Source organism: Carboxylicivirga marina (assembly GCF_016612505.1).
Classification (GTDB): Bacteria; Bacteroidota; Bacteroidia; order Bacteroidales; family Marinilabiliaceae; genus Carboxylicivirga; species Carboxylicivirga marina.
The window spans coordinates 1-16141 of record NZ_JAENRR010000044.1 but is presented as its reverse complement, the minus strand read 5'-3'; the positions used below and the strand labels follow the sequence as shown (position 1 = coordinate 16141).

At 37.8% G+C, this 16141-nt stretch carries 12 protein-coding genes; 9 read left to right on the top strand and 3 right to left on the bottom strand.

Going from position 1 to position 16141, the window contains the following annotated elements:
* Window positions 1-24 precede the first annotated feature (24 nt).
* Window positions 25-510: a hypothetical protein gene (locus JIV24_RS16095; RefSeq protein ID WP_200466091.1), complete on the bottom strand. Its 486-nt coding sequence runs from the start codon at window positions 508-510 to the stop codon at window positions 25-27.
* Window positions 511-593: 83 nt separating this feature from the next.
* Window positions 594-2210 carry an XdhC family protein gene (locus tag JIV24_RS16090; protein ID WP_200466090.1) on the bottom strand — a complete coding sequence of 539 codons (1617 nt, stop codon included), beginning with the start codon at window positions 2208-2210 and terminating at the stop codon, window positions 594-596.
* A gap of 409 nt (window positions 2211-2619) precedes the next feature.
* Here JIV24_RS16090 and JIV24_RS16085 point away from each other — a divergent pair, with 409 nt between their 5' ends.
* The gene (locus tag JIV24_RS16085) at window positions 2620-3357 is read left to right on the top strand and encodes a hypothetical protein (RefSeq protein ID WP_200466089.1); all 738 of its coding nucleotides are present in this window, start codon (window positions 2620-2622) and stop codon (window positions 3355-3357) included.
* A 36-nt stretch (window positions 3358-3393) separates the two neighbouring features.
* The gene (locus JIV24_RS16080) at window positions 3394-5796 is read left to right on the top strand and encodes a mechanosensitive ion channel family protein (protein ID WP_200466088.1); all 2403 of its coding nucleotides are present in this window, start codon (window positions 3394-3396) and stop codon (window positions 5794-5796) included.
* 1685 nt (window positions 5797-7481) lie between these two features.
* Here the strand turns inward: JIV24_RS16080 and JIV24_RS16075 are convergent.
* The gene (locus JIV24_RS16075; protein ID WP_200466087.1) at window positions 7482-9005 is read right to left on the bottom strand and encodes a Kelch repeat-containing protein; all 1524 of its coding nucleotides are present in this window, start codon (window positions 9003-9005) and stop codon (window positions 7482-7484) included.
* 682 nt (window positions 9006-9687) lie between these two features.
* Between JIV24_RS16075 and JIV24_RS16070 the strand changes: the two genes are divergently transcribed.
* The 7 genes from JIV24_RS16070 (at window position 9688) to JIV24_RS16040 (ending at window position 15985) form a co-directional block, all read left to right on the top strand.
* Window positions 9688-10044, top strand: coding sequence for an OmpA family protein (locus tag JIV24_RS16070; protein WP_200466086.1), 357 nt, complete (start codon window positions 9688-9690; stop codon window positions 10042-10044).
* A 1030-nt stretch (window positions 10045-11074) separates the two neighbouring features.
* Window positions 11075-11464 carry a hypothetical protein gene (locus JIV24_RS16065; RefSeq protein ID WP_200466085.1) on the top strand — a complete coding sequence of 130 codons (390 nt, stop codon included), beginning with the start codon at window positions 11075-11077 and terminating at the stop codon, window positions 11462-11464.
* Between the two features lie 37 nt (window positions 11465-11501).
* Window positions 11502-12359, top strand: coding sequence for a hypothetical protein (locus JIV24_RS16060; RefSeq protein ID WP_200466084.1), 858 nt, complete (start codon window positions 11502-11504; stop codon window positions 12357-12359).
* A 96-nt stretch (window positions 12360-12455) separates the two neighbouring features.
* Entirely contained in the window at window positions 12456-12659 is a 204-nt protein-coding gene (locus tag JIV24_RS16055) for a hypothetical protein (RefSeq protein WP_200466083.1), read from the top strand.
* Between the two features lie 30 nt (window positions 12660-12689).
* Window positions 12690-13541, top strand: a complete 852-nt coding sequence (locus JIV24_RS16050; protein ID WP_200466082.1) for a DUF4349 domain-containing protein — start codon at window positions 12690-12692, stop codon at window positions 13539-13541.
* Between the two features lie 32 nt (window positions 13542-13573).
* Window positions 13574-14314 carry a hypothetical protein gene (locus tag JIV24_RS16045; protein WP_234445855.1) on the top strand — a complete coding sequence of 247 codons (741 nt, stop codon included), beginning with the start codon at window positions 13574-13576 and terminating at the stop codon, window positions 14312-14314.
* Between the two features lie 72 nt (window positions 14315-14386).
* Window positions 14387-15985, top strand: a complete 1599-nt coding sequence (locus JIV24_RS16040; protein ID WP_200466080.1) for a S8 family serine peptidase — start codon at window positions 14387-14389, stop codon at window positions 15983-15985.
* Window positions 15986-16141 lie beyond the last annotated feature (156 nt).

Here is a 16141-nt window from a genome sequence, read left to right as displayed (position 1 = left end):
TGGTAAATTAATAACGTAAGATAGCTAATTATTTAGTTCCTTATTATATATCCAATTAATCAAACAATTTGACTCAGTCTGCCCTTTATCTGGCTTAATAACCAACGTATGCTTTGTTGCTTCCAAGATGTAATTGTGGTCAATGGTGAGGCAATTACCCGAAAGTTTCTTTGAAGGGTTATGAATGTCAATCAGCCTCAGAAACAAGTCTTTAAACTTACCATACTCTTTTTCATCAATGGTAAATTCTAACTTACGTTTGTCAATGGCATCTTTATAACAAACCAGGTATGTCGAATCGCTTTTCTGCCGTTGAAGACGTAAAATACCTTTGCCGAAAATGCTGGCTGCATAACCGCCGTGGTGAGGAATGGTCACCTTAAAGCGATCACATTCAAAGATGGCATCTAACTGCTCCTCTAATGGGATTGATGATTGCTGATACGATACAAAGCTTGCCAAAACAAGCAGCACAATCAGGCACATAAAACAATTGATCCGGGAAATCATAAGCGACTAAGTGATATGAAACCAATGACATAAAGTTAACCATTAAGCAATTAACAATCCAATTACATACAGCCGATTGTTGGTTATTTTTTAGATTTAGCATCCCATTTTAAGGCCTTCTTATAATCATCTGGCTTATCCAAATCCATCAATACCTCTTCTGAATCAATCTCTACATAAAGAATATCGTCAGTATGTTCATGAAAAAGCTGCCGTAGCCCGATGTTAGAATCCAAGTGATTGATTTGTTCTTTATATCGATGATGGATTAATACCGGATGCCCTTTTTTACCATTGAAAGTTGGAATAACCAAGCCTTTATCACTTCTGCGCCAAGCATCAATAAGGCGATCGATTGTGGATGCCTTAACCAGCGGCTGATCGCCTGGTAATACCATAAATGCTTCAAATGCATCGGCATTGTTAACGCCGCATTGCACCGAAGAGAGCATCCCCTGCTCGAAATCAGCATTATAACACACCTTTACAGGCAAATGCTTAATCTGTTGAGATATCTGCTTTTCATATGCACCGGTAACCACAATAGTATGTGATGCCTTTGAATTCAGGGCCGTTTGAACTACTGATTCAATAATGGTTTCGTTATTAAACGGCAGAAGCATTTTAACTTGTTTCATGCGTGAGCTTTTACCAGCTCCCAGGATGATCATCGCCACATCATTCCTAACTTTTTTAGAGCGACGCACCTGAACCAGCTCTGCAGCGATACTTAAGGCTATTTCGGGCACCGTTTTAGCGCCAATATCCAAGCCAATAGGCGAATATATAGTATCAAGCTCCGATTGCGTAGAAAACTTTTTCTTCAATAAATCTTCTTTTATGAGCTTCACCTTTCGTTTACTACCGATCATTCCAAGATAGGCAACATCAGCTTGAAGACAGGCAAGCAATGCGGCATAATCGGTTTTATGCCCCTGCGTAACGATGACAACATAAGCATCCGGCTTTAATTTCAATGCCTGCATACTATCTGTTAAATCCCCAATTAGTAATTGTTTGGCTTCCTTAAACATTTCAGCCCTGACATATTCTGGTCTGTTATCCAATACAGTCACCTCAAAACCTAACATATGACCATAATGACACAGAGCTTGTCCGATATGCCCACCACCTATTATTATTAAACGAGGAGCAGCTTGTAACAATTCAATCATTAAATACCCATTTTCTAGTTGGTAAGTCACAACAGCCTGCTGTTTATTACAATTGACTATGTCATTTCGAAACTTGATTAGCTCATCACTTATTGGATCCTTTTCTTGCAGCCAATAGCGTTTAATGTTATGATTCTTTTCAATAAACGTTATCAAGTATCCAGATAAACCATTCGATAAAGATTGGTGCATTTGTTCAAATACATGACTATGCTTTTGGGGTGAAAAATCGAGAATAAAACTCGCTTCACCACCGCATATGGCTCCAGTATCATCTTCAATTTTCGCATTATATTTAATGGTACGAAACAAGTTTATGCCAGCAGATGGTGCGGTCACCAACCTTTCGGCTTCCGCCTCCAAAATCCCACCACCCAAAGTTCCGGTCAGCAAACCTTTCGCATTAAAGATAGCAGATGAACCAGGTATTTGCGGCGCAGAGCCTTTCTTAACTACTAAGGTTCCCAAAATAACTGAATCACCATCGTTAATAAATTTGAGCAGACTTTGATAGATATTGAGCATAACTGATTTGTTGAGTACCTTTAAAGATAGTCTTTCTATATGGATTATAGTGGGTAAACAAAAATCTGATATTAACAACCATTATCCTCCAGCCGGACAGGCTTTTCATTTTTGTTCTTGATGACAAAAACTAAGGAAAAAGCATCAAGGCTGCACCTGCTTCACTCATAAAACTACAGTTCTTTGACTGAAATCGTTTAAACTCGCTTCGCTCACACAGAAAACGATTCTTAACCGTCAAATCAAACTTGTTTTTTTGTTTACCGGCTGAGGCCGGTTCGTAACATGATGTTTAGAGCCTTGAATAAAATCGTTTAGGACGCTATTGATTGAAAATAAAAAAATAAGCTGAACACATACCCCTGTTTAATAGTTTAATAAGCATAATCTACACTGATAATCAGATAATATGATAATCGCACTTTTAATTTCCTTATTCTTTGGCGGCGGACAAGATGACTTTATGATGCCTCCCATTGAGAAATATGCCAAGCGAAACCTCGATAACGTTTCAAAGACCATTGTTTTAGAAGGGCTCGACAGCTATGAAGCTGAAGCCAAAGAGTTTTATAAAAAACATCATAAGCGCGTTAAAAGCTTTCAAAAACAAAGACTTAGGAAAGACCTTAAGAAAGAGCAATTTGATGCTTTTTTTGCAAAAAGAATATCAGGTTTTAAAACACTGGACAGCCTTTCAAACGTGAGGCGAAAAACACTAAAGGCAGAGTTTACACCCCAACAGTGGAAAGAATCAGTGAAAGACATTGATAAAACCATTGAAAAACATGAAAAATCTTTCGTAAAAAAGCGTAAACAACTTGACAAACGTTTTAATAAATTGCATAATAAGGTCGAAAAAATGATATTAAAAAAGGGAATGAATCCATCGGCTAAATTGATTATTAAGAGTTTTGAAGAACACCTGAACTATACGCTGGATGCATTTGTGGCCAAAAGAAAGGAACTGAACAATCATTTAATAAAATACGACTCGAGCGATGAAGAAATGCTTAATATCCGAAATGAGATCATTCAAATAAGGATTGATTTTAATGAACAGTTTAAGAAAACCTATTTTGACTTAACGCATATCATGACTGACAAAGAATGGAAAATGATACGCAGCCAGTTTAACAAAATTCTATAGAATCTGTATTGATTACGCTATAACAAACCAAAACCTATGAAGCCACTTCGACTGATTGCACTTTTGACATTAGCTATTAGCTACAATATAGGCATTGCTCAAACACAGCAAGAAGAAGCCACTGATACGATTGTTCATCAACAAGTTGATGTTATTGAAATACCCAGCAAAAGTGCCGCTTCAATAGCCGAGCTAAATAGAATTAATAAATCCATATTAAGCGAAGCAAAGTTTAATCAGCTAATTCAGAGCAACCTGCTAAAGCTGGATATTATTGACAGCATGCTTATCAATGAAAAGCAGGTTAATCTAAAAATATTTAATCTACGGCACCTCATCAATAAAAAGACCTATTGGGAACAACGCCTTAAACAAACACAATCCATTGAAAATAACATGTCGCAAAGCCTTGAAGAAATTGAGGCTAAAACCTTAAAGGTAAAGGATATTGAGAACGAATGGATTGAAATAGCTAAGGGCTTAGGTGATGAAGAAGTTGATAGCGTGGTTAATGTAAATATTCAACGGGTAAGCATTGTTAAAGATAGCATACTCAATAAGTTAATACATCATAGAAGCGAGTTACTGGTCCTTCAGGATAAAGCCATATTCGATGTATCTGAGCTAACAACCATGCTTGAAATGATTCAGATAAGGATTGATGATGAAGAGAATAATGTATTTGCACGAAGTAAAATAGTATATGGTAAACTGATTGATGGCTACCAATATCGTTCGGCATATCATGAATTGAAAAAAAGCATCATCATTGAATCTCGATTTCTGGCTGATTACCTTTCTACGAACAGCACGAGCGGTTTTCTGCTACTGATTATTATGGCCATTGGTATGATGGCTTTCCGACAAGTTAAAAAAGCGGCCTATAGCCATACCGACACGGTAACTGACAGTTATTTCGAAAAACAATTTATTCGAATCCTATCGGCCTATAAAAGCACTGCTTTTGTTTTAATCATATGGTTATCGGCTGTAATATTCCCTAACCAGCCTTTGCTCTTTAAAGATGCCATGCGCGTCATTATATGTGTGCCTCTGGCCATTATCCTGCATCGTTTGCTCGATCGCAAATTGTTCTTTGCCATTCTAATATTGTTTGTGTTGGTTATAGCCCAATCATTTGTCAATTTATTTCCGCCCAATCACATGATATACAAAGTCTTCTTGTTTATGGCAGTGATATTGGAGTTTATGGTTGTATTTCGTTTACGCAATTTTATTAATAGCTACCCTTTTAAAAGGAAGGTGTTTGGCACTATACTAAGCAAAACACTCACTATATCATTGATGACATTGGCATTGGTTTTAATACTTGGCTTTTTGGGCTTTGTGGTTTTAATGGAGTTAATTGTCAGCTCTATTCTTACCAACACTTATACCCTTGCACTGCTATTTGTATCCTTATTAATTGCCAATGGCTTACTCGAAATAGCATTCAAAAAACTCAGTAAATCCAACCTCAAAGTTTTTCAGTTTTATGGCCAAAGCATTAAAAACAAACTTATAAAAGGCTTAACCTTCACGGCACAGCTATTGGCCATTTATTCCATATTAGAAACTTTTAATATGGGCGATAATGTGGTTTCATTCATCAAAGAGGTGATCATTTACAACTTTGAAATTGGTGAAAACATGAGTTTCTCGCTGGGAGACATCATCATGCTCATTATCGTCTTATCATTATCTATTTTTGTTTCCAATGTGATAAAAACACTCTTAGAGGAAGACCTTTTGGCGCGCACCAAAATGGGCCAGGGACTGCCGCATACCATCGCCTTGTTAGCCAAGTATAGCCTGATAACCATTGGTGTCTCATTTGCCATTTATACAGCTGGTATTCCCATGCAGAATTTTGCTGTTTTGATTGGTGCCTTTGGTGTTGGTATTGGTTTTGGTCTGCAAAATATCTTTAACAACCTCGTATCCGGATTAATCTTACTCTTTGAACGTCCCATAAAGATCAACGACACCATTGAAGTAGGCGAATTACTCGGCAAAGTCAAGTCAATTGGTATTCGTTCGAGCATTGTACGTACCTTTGACGGAGCAGAAGTGATTGTACCAAATGGCCAGCTAATATCCAATGAAGTGATTAACTGGACCCACTCTGACCAACTTCGACGCCTGGAAATTATTGTTGGTGTTGCCTATGGCTCAGATGCTGAAAGAGTGAGTAACATCCTTCAAGAGGTACTGAAATCACACGAAGACATTCTTAAGATACCTGCCCCAACAGTGCTCTTTATAAACATGGGTGAAAGTTCATTGGACTTTAAACTGCTGTTTTGGATTTCGAACCTTCCAAATATTCTGGAAATCAGAAGTGAAGTCACTCAAATGGTGTATGATGCATTGAATAAGGAAGGTATATCGATTCCGTTCCCACAGAGGGATATTCATATTATAAAGGATAAAGATTAAGAAGCATCAATGGAACTAGACTTTATTTCCTTTTGGCAATGCAAAAGGAAGTAAGAATTGGCGCTTCGCCCAAACCTGAGTTACTTTTTGCTACAGGGCAATTGAAACGAAGTGGAAATCGTGAACTCCATTAAATATTAAACTATTGTGAACAAATACTAACGAAAAACCCCGCTGACTGCAGCACTCACTTACCCACTATTGACTTGCTACGGGAAAGATTTAAAGATTCCCTTTACGTGCTCCAAATCTTTCATCTCCTACGCTTCATCAAGTGGGTCCCAAGTTACGTTGCTTATGTCAGAACCCTAGGGAATTCAACGGTTTTTTTGGATGGCGCGATAGCCCGCCGGAAAGTGGAGGCCAGATATGGAGTGAATTGTCTCTTCTACTAATAATTCAATGAAGGGGCTTGCCTTTATGTTTGAAAAACATCTTACTTCATTAGAATTATTGAGAAGAGATAAGAGCGGGAGGGCATTCTTTCCGGATAGATCTTTTGTTTCTTTTACAGCAATGGTAAAAGAAAATCTGCCTGATAAGGCGTTCGCTCTAGCCGCGAGGGCTTATACTTTCTCCTACAGTCGAGAAAGTATACAAAAAGTCCGCTGACTACAGCACTCGATGACCTTTCTAATCTTATTCACTGAATTAAAAGAACTCAACCGATAGTCATCGGTCTCAAACAGCTTTTTATTCTACGTTCAATTCGATTGAAAGGTGCCCATCTAAGTTGCTGATGTCAGAACCCCTTGGAAATTATCGTCTTTTCATGCACCAATCAAAACAGCGTTTTGACAGCGCGGTGGCCTGTCTGGCAATAGAGCCAGTGGTGGGGTGAAAAACTAATTTCGTGATACTTCTTTAAAGGAGCTTGCTTTTGCCTTTGATAAAAGGCTTTACTTTTATTAGATGTATAGAAATTAGTTTGAGCGTGAGGGACATTTTGCCAGACTAGGCCCGACATCGATTTTGTAGGATTTTAGTTTTAAAATCCACAAAAATCATGAACGGGATTGTTCCTTTTGGGCAATGCAAAAGGAAGTAAGAATTGGCGTTTCGCCCAAACCAGAGTTACTTTTTGCTGCAGGGCAATTGAAACGAAGTGGAAATCGTGAACTCCATTAAATATTAAACTATTGTGAACAAATACTAACGAAAAACCCCGCTGACTACAGCACTCACTTACCCACTATTGACTTGCTACGGGAAAAATTTAAAGATTCCCTTTACATGCTCCAAATCTTTCATTTCCTACGCTTCATCAAGTGGGGCCCAAGTTGCGTTGCTGATGTCAGAATCCTTGTAAATATCGTCAGGCTCATTCCTCTATCAAAACAGTGTTTTGAAAGTGTGTTGGCCTGTCTTTGCCAGGATGGTGCAGTACCAATGGAGGTTCTATGTTATTTAAGCGCTAATTACTCCCGCCCCACAGTCCTGCGGACAGCTCCCCAAGTGGAGCATTGATTAACAGGACGAAAAAATTCACAGCTGCAATAATCTTCCACTGGGGGAAAACGAAGTTTCGCTAATACCATTAAAAACAAACACAAATTGGCAAGTGCCGGAGGCGATGGGGGCATTTTCTACAGCCCCACCTATGCCCTGTAAGAAAAATAGATGGGGCATCTTTACTGACACCCCATCCACCTGACTAACAGTCATCAAACTAACTTCTACTATCCTTATTTCTTAATAACTATATTTGCATCGGTTTTATTTTGATAGGTCATTTTTACAAAATACATGCCTTTTCGTGCTGTTTTTCCACTAATATCCCTACCATTCCAAACGAACTTATACTCGCCTTTGACATGGTGTTTATCACATAAGGTCTGAATTAAGTTACCCGCAACGTCATAAATATGAATCGCTAAATGACCATCTTCAGGCAAATGGTATTCGAATGTGCAATCATGTACAAAAGGATTTGGATAAGCACGCTTAAAGAGTTTCACAACCTCATGTACTTTATCATGAACATGATGACGAATACTGGTATTCGGGTAAAAACGCCACACATCATTGTCTACATTCAGGTAATTGAATGGATCTCTGAAATCAAAGGTTTCACGGTCTCCGCCAACCGTCATAATCGATTTGCTTCTGTTTCTTTTTGACTCAGGTACCACAATCGCATGGAAATCATATTTAACATCCATCGGCTCCTTAGCATTCCAGGGAGAACCAGGAAGCTGAATCCACTTTTTCCCATCACGACTCATCCAAATATCCATTGGATTATTGGGTTTGGCAGAATATTGTTCTCCTTTGGTATAATCTGGATCGACATTGAATTCTGGATCCAGGTTAAACCCTCCAAATAATACAAAATGCTTGTTATAAAGTAATACTTCAAATCCGGGACGTGCAGACCAAGGCGCATGATCAATCATTTTTGTCCAGTTTTTGCCATCGCTACTTTGCCATACATCATTGTAATATGGAGGATCTTCACCTTTTTCCTCAGGGGTAAAGCCACGCTCTCCACCCATCATATAAATGAATTTTCCCTTCACAACGGTACGCATACCAGCACGAGGCTCCCAACCCGGATCATCTGTCACTAATTCCCAATGTTTACCGTCTTTTGACTTCCAAATATCTTTAAAATATATACGCTTCGGAGGGCCACCAACTACTGCACTGTCATCATTTTTAGAACCACCCAGTACATATATCTCATTGTTGAAGACAAAGCAACTTAATCCGGCGCGTCCTACCCAAATATTATCATCATTATCTTTAGTCATCTTCTTCCATTTGACGCCGTCTTTACTACGCCACACATCGTTAAAGAAAGTGGAGGGGCCGAATGGATTAAAGTTTTGCCCACCAACAACATACATATATTTACCTTTGCTAAAAGCACTAAAATAGGCACGTGCCGGCCAATGATCCTGATCATTTGTTTCAAGTATTCTCTTCCACTTTTTACCTTTAAGATTGCTTTTCCAAACATCCCCCCATATCTCACTGTCACCCGGAATATCTGATTGAATAGGGGTTCGCCCCCCCAGCACATAAAGATTATTATTCAGGTGAACAATTTGTAATCCGGCTCTTGGAGACCATTGTGCATCGTCTGTTACTTGCTTCCAGGCCTCTTTATGATGCATCTGCCCTTGAACGAGTAATGGTACAAAGAATAATAAGCTAAGCCACATTAACGGACTTAGTCCTTTTTTAAAAGTGTAATTGTTTCTCATAACTCAACGGTTTATATTAAAAAATAGATCTGGCAAGTTACGGTGTTCATCTCAAACTCTCAAGTGTAATTATTTGGCCAACAACCTTTAGGGATAACAAACCATTATTTCTAATCCATCTTCAATAAGTATTTGCCCTTTTTGCAGTTGTTTAACAGTTCAAATGTTCACTTAAACTGAAGAGAGCAGATCGTTGACCATCAGGGAGAGCATTGATTAACATGACGAAAAAATTCACAGCTGCAATCATCTTCCACCGGGGGAAAACGAAGTTTCGCTAATACCATTAAAAACAAACACAAATTGGCAAGTGCCGAAGGCGATGGGGGTTCTGCGTTATTTAAGTAATACACACGCCTGCCCCCACAGACCTGATAGGTCTCCAATCCGACATTCCCTTCAACTCTCACTGGTAGTTACGTTGTACCAACTAGTAGTCTGCTGCGGCTCAACCTCGCTGGAAGCGTAGTTGTACCGCTGCAGGTGCGAAGATGCCCCGAAACAGAAACGAAGAAGTAACAATGAGAACCCGAAGCAGATACAAAGCAATGCCAATGAATGATCGCAAGCATGCCGAAGAGTTTTTCAAAAAAACCACGAATGCCATACCATTGATAGCTGTTAGAGTTCAATTTTGTCCACAGGAATATCTAATGTTCCCATATGGGTCAGCCATGATTAGATGCCACTTCACCACTCATCAACCATCGCACTTAATAATATACTTTTTGAATCGGGCAAGGCCGACTTACTCGATATATCGAAGAGTGAAATGCTTAGGCTAGTGAAGCTCATGAATAAACAAAGTAGTTTAAAAATTGAGATTCACGGTCATACCGACAATATTGGAAGTTCTGACAGCAACCAGGAACTCTCTCGTCTGCGGGCACAGGCGGTAAAAACCTTTATGGTTCAACATCATATATCAAATGAGCGAATAGCCATCCAATACTTTGGCGAATCACAGCCCATTGACGACAATGATACAGAGGCGGGTCGCAAAGCCAACCGAAGGGTTGAAATATTGTTTGTGCAATGAATGATAACGTCCATTTTTGATTTTTAGAATCTGTAAATAAAAAAACGTAAGTATGTTTTTTCGGTCCCATAATAACATCTGATTTTCTATCACTTACATAGGCTCGTAAATTTTAAGATTATACTACATTTAGCTTTCTAATATTTGATTGAAACGGATAATCTTGACGAACAATCAACTATTTTGCACAATACACTAATACAATGGCGCGAGTAGATTATTTAAATGAACGAAAAATGCAAATATTAGCCCGAGAGCTGCCAATACTTAATCCCAAAGTCAGAAAAATAAAACGAAAAGTTTAATTAATTGCACGAAATGTGTCCCTGGCTATCCGATGGCTTTATTTTTTTGCAAGATGTCTTAATTTTTTTTGTACGATGACTTAATTAAATTGCACGAGAACTATTGAAAACCTCTGCGGGATAGTAAAATCAAGGATTTTAAAAATATTTCACATTGCAACTCTCAAATTCAACTTATACCAATTGTTGTTCAAGTTGAGCCTTAAGCGAAACTTGGATTTACAATAGCTTGTCCCGTTTAAAACGGGAGTAAATGCCGATATATCAATGAAGAGACTTGGCCAAACGAAGTTTAAGATAAGGCTTATTTCATTGAATAATCGGTATTAGTGTTGGCTTTGGTTTCAAAGTATTTTAGCTGCAACTATCTTTTGACACTACCTATTTCATACCTACCATTTACCCATCCAACATTTACAATTCCCGACCAACAAATTGAAGAATTTAATCAACAAAATGATAGAAGCCAACATAAAAAAGCTATTTTAGTAAGCACTAATCGGGAAAAGCCGCCCCCATCCGGGGATAATGTGAGCGTTAGCAGGGCGGTAAATCAATAGGGAAAATAAATGTATCTGCATAATGGTGCCGATATATGTTTATATACGTCTGTATAGGCATATTGACAATGCTTATCGGAGATATATAGGGCATAAATGTGCGGGTAGAAATAGTTAAAGCATTCTGCATAACGTAGTAAAACAGAAATATAATCAATACTTGAAATGAAAAGACTAATAATCGTAGTTGCCATTTTTACTGCAATAACCTTTGCATCTTGTGACCATCAAGAGAAAAATCAGATAACTGGCACTTGGGAAAGAGTAGAAGAAAAACGTGCAGACCCCCAAATCCAGATTGGAATTTCAAATAATGAACCAATTGAAGTTCTTTTGATGTTTAAAGAAGATGGGACTATTAAAGTTAAACAAGGACCGCAAAGCTACGACGCACAATATCAGTTAAGCCTTAAAGAACTTACTTTAGGAAACAGAAAATATGAATTGCTAAAACTAGATTCGGACAGCTTAATTATGAAAGAAATTAGTGATTGGGAGTCTTTAGCATCAACCTACAAATACTTTAAGACTGAAAAACGAATTAAAGAAGAATAAAACGGTTTACAACACGCGGTAAATAAGGTAAATACACATGACTCTAATAGATATATTAATAGGAATTTTGGCTGTAGCAGGCGTATATGGCGTATTTTTTTTATTGTATGTGCTTTATGCCAAGTTAAGCAGATCTTTTAAGAAAAAGTCATACCACCATATGGTTCAACCAGAACCAGATAAAGATTCCAATTGGAAACCAATTAACTTTAGCTATTACCGTACTTATATCTTCATCAAGGATACAGATGAAGAATATATTATAAGGAAGATAAAGCGTTTTCTGGGTCAAGATGGTACAGATGCTTCGTTTGAAGAACTTGATAACTATATTGATTCAGGTCTATCAGTTGATGAGTATATAAAAGTTAATAAAAGAGATAACAATGATGTTGTTGATCTCAATACCTTGTATGAGAAAATATCTGAGGACTGGGATAAGATTTTTGCTGGAGAGAATAGTCTTCAAATTGAAGTTCTCTCTATATTAAAGCGCGAAAGTTGGCATATATTAGAAGTAAAGAATAGTACATTTTCTGATTTCATCTCCCTGGTCTGGTGGTTAGATGATGAATCAATGAAATATAAACAGCCATCGGCCGTCATCGCTTTCTGTCAGAATCAACGTATCGCAATGGAGGATTTTATCTGTAAAATCGATAATGATACTACCAACGATGATTTTATTGGAAGCTTTAGAAACAATAAGAACTTTGGCATTCACTATCCTCATGTTCATTTAAGTAAGTCAGGCAATATCTCATTGTCAAAAGTGCGGGAAATATGGTTTGATGCTGAGTTGGCTAAAATTCCTTTTGATTTAGTTAATGAAGAGAAAACGCCGTTTGAAATATTCTACAAACGCTTCAGCCTACAAGCCCATAGTTCGACGTAGCGTCACGCTACGTCGTCTTAAAACAAGCATACAGTTGAATAAAGAATACTATCAAATACTAAACTGGCAAGAGGAAATAAATACCTTTACAAGTACATGACTAAGAATTTATATCGTTTTTCCACCCCATTAAATAGTGAAAGTGGATATGAGACATCCAATAAAAGAAAAACATATGTAGAGCTATATCCAAGCAATTACAACCCAAATAAATATACACTAAATCAAAAACTTGAATGGAAACATCGGGATATGTATTTCTTAACCAATGACGAGACATTTTGGTCAAAGCTGCAATAAATAACAATCATCAAAACATCATTCCAAACCATGAAAAAAGTAATTCAATTAATCATTCTAACCGTCATAATCACATCGTGTCATCAAGAACCATCATTGAAAGGTTATAACGGTGCTGACTCATTTATGGAAGAGGAAATTGCTCCAATAACCAGACAAGCATCTGTAGCGCCTCCTCCCCCTCCAGCGCCTCCAATTACAACCAAAGAAATTATAAAAAAGAAAATCATTAAGGATGGTAGAATTGGCGTTAAGGTTTCAGACCTGAAATTAGCAAAAGCAAGAGTTGATTCTCTTGTTGAGAACCATAAAGCCTACTACTCAAATGAAAAGCTAAATAATACGGATTGGGAATCATCCTATAACCTCACAATTAGAATACCATCTTCTACTTTCGAAGGCTTTATTACTGCTATTGAAAGAACTAAAGGCGAGATACTTTACAAAGAGATTGATGCACGAGATGTAACAGATCAGTTTATTGACTTGGAAACAAGGCTTCAAAATAAACGTGCTTATCTAAAAAGGTATCAGGACTTATTAAAGAAAGCCCAAACTATTAAAGAAATCTTAGCGATTGAAGAAAAGATACGCCGGTTAGAAGAAGAAATTGAAAGTACAACAGGACGACTCAAATACTTAGGTGATTTGGTGGACTACAGTACACTTAGATTAAATATTCGTAAACAAAAGGAATTCAAATATAACCCTGCCCAAAGAGATAAATTCTCTGAAAGGATCAAACAATCGTTATCCAAAGGGTGGTTTGGATTCATCGATTTTTTACTTCTCCTAACAAAGTTTTGGCCATTCTGGATTATTGGTCTGCTAATCATATACTTCTATCGAAAGATAAAACGAAAGAAAGCGCTAACAAAATAAGCTGATAACAATAACTTTAAAACAAAAACATGATGAAACCAGTTAAACAAAACACCTCATCCTTTAAAAAAGTCCTTCTTATACTTCCTGCTCTATTACTTGTTTTGACATGCAAGGTACAAACAAATTATAATGCCATTGAGTTAAATCAAAATTACCAATTTGCTTCTCAGGTGAACGGGAAATTCTTCTGTCGTGGAATATTTGTATTTGACAAAATTGATGAGAAGGGAGTTTGGCATGGTATTCAAAAAAATGAGACCACGCAAAAAGAAACCATTGTTACTGCCCAAGTGCTTAATGACACCCTGGAGGTATACACGGCTGCACCATGGAACGAAACCTGGAAAGTTACTTCAATAAAGAATGAAATAGCAAGTGGTACGGTAACTGCCAGTTATAGTCTGGCACAAAATAGCACCATCACTTTTGAAGCACGAAAAGAGGGCATTCCATTGGATAAATCCTATCAATTTACGTCTTACATTAATGAAGAAGTGTTCTGTAACGGTACGTTTTATTTCTATGACAAAGATGAAAATGGCCTGTGGCATGGAAGTCAACAAAATGAAACACAGAAAACAATCGTATTGGTTACTGCCAAACTGGTTAATGATAATCTTGAAATCTATACAGCCGAACCTTGGAAAGAAACCTGGACAGTTACTTCAGCAGAAAATGGTACTTCTAAAGGCTCGGTAAGCGCCAACTACAGTTTAGCTCAAAACAACACTATCACCTTTGAATTAAGTGAAATAGAGAGAAGTAATTAATACCGCTGCCCAGCGTAGCGTCTCGCTACGTCTCTTTCAACAAAATAACATGCATTAAAACAAACAACCCTTATGAAAAACGTACTAAGCCTCTTTTGTTCTTTCCTGATAGCAGGAAATTGTTTGGCTCAAAAACAATCGATTGATGACTTTGAACCACATTATATCAATTGGTATAACAAAGACTATTCGAGCGATAATATAATTGGCTCCAGCATTGATAAAACCTATAGCGATCTGCTCAGTGGCCTCACGCCGAAAAAGACGGTGGTGGTAGCTGTTATTGATGGTGGTGTTGATATTCACCACAAAGATCTAGAAGGAAAAATATGGATTAACACCGATGAGATACCCGACAATGGCATTGACGATGATGCCAATGGTTATATCGATGATATTAATGGATGGAATTTCATTGGCAATGCCGATGGCAAAAACGTTTATTACGAGAACCTGGAGTATACACGTATTGTAAAGTCTAACGATGCCAACCATAAGGATTATGCCAGGGCCAAAGAATTATATGAGCGCGAATTAAAAAAACGACTGGCTCAAAAAAAGGACTATACGCAGTTTAAAGCCATGTGGGATAAATCCAATTCTCTGATAAAGGAACACACAAGCATTGAGGTACAGTCGCATGAAGATTTATTAAAGGTAAAATCAAATAATGAGGCGGTGCTAAAGGCTAAGAGCTTTTTAGAGAAAAAATACGCACAAGGGGTCAACGATGCTATGATTAATCGTTTGCTGGAAAATAATGCTGTGTACTTGGATTATTATTTAAACATGAACTTCAACCCAAGAGAGCTAGTTGGCGACGACCCTCTAAATATAGAAGACAAGTATTATGGCAATAATGATGTCGCTGGTCCGGAAGCTTATCACGGCACATCGGTGGCAGGTGTTATAGCTGCTAATCGCCACAACGGCATTGGTATTGATGGCATTGCCAGCCATGTGAAAATAATGGTATTACGCTCCACACCTAAAGGTGATGAACGAGATAAAGATGTGGCCTTAGCCATCATGTATGCCGTTGATAACGGTGCTGATATTATTAACATGAGTTTTAGCAAGGACCTTTCGCCTCAAAAAGAGTTTGTAGATATCGCTGTTAAATATGCTGAAGAAAAAGGTGTTCTATTGGTTCATGGCGCCGGCAATAAGGGCGAAAACCTGGATGTAAACGAACGCTTTCCGAGCGACAAGTACCTTGATAATTCGGAACCTTACAACTGGTTAAATGTGGGCGCTACCCAAATGAAGCTGGACGAAGAACTCGCTGGCATCTTCTCTAACTACGGCGAAAATCACGTTGATATTTTTGCCCCTGGTGTTGACGTTATCTCCTTAGATGAGCGTGATGCCTATCTGAAAACAAGCGGAACCAGTATTGCCGCTCCTGTTATCTCTGGAGTTGCAGCACTTATTCTATCATATTACCCTGAGTTATCAACCGATGAATTAATCGCAATTATCATGGATAGCGCCTACAAGGTTAAAAAACCTAAGAAGGTGCTTATCCCGAGCCTGTCAGGCGAAAAGCGGAAAAAAGTTAAGTTTTCAACCCTCTCAAAAAGTGGCGGTATCGTTAATGTTTACGATGCTTTCAAACTACTTGGTGAGCGTGAGCAATTATCGTTAAGTAAAAGCCAAAACATTGATTAGCAGTCTGTCCAGCACATTACAGAACAATAATCACCAGACTTTATCCAGGAAAATAATAATAAAAAAAAACAGTATACCTCTTAAGGGGACTTCTATAAATTAAAACTTTGACATACAGATGTGTATTAGTATTTTCAGGCGATAAAATCAGCCGAA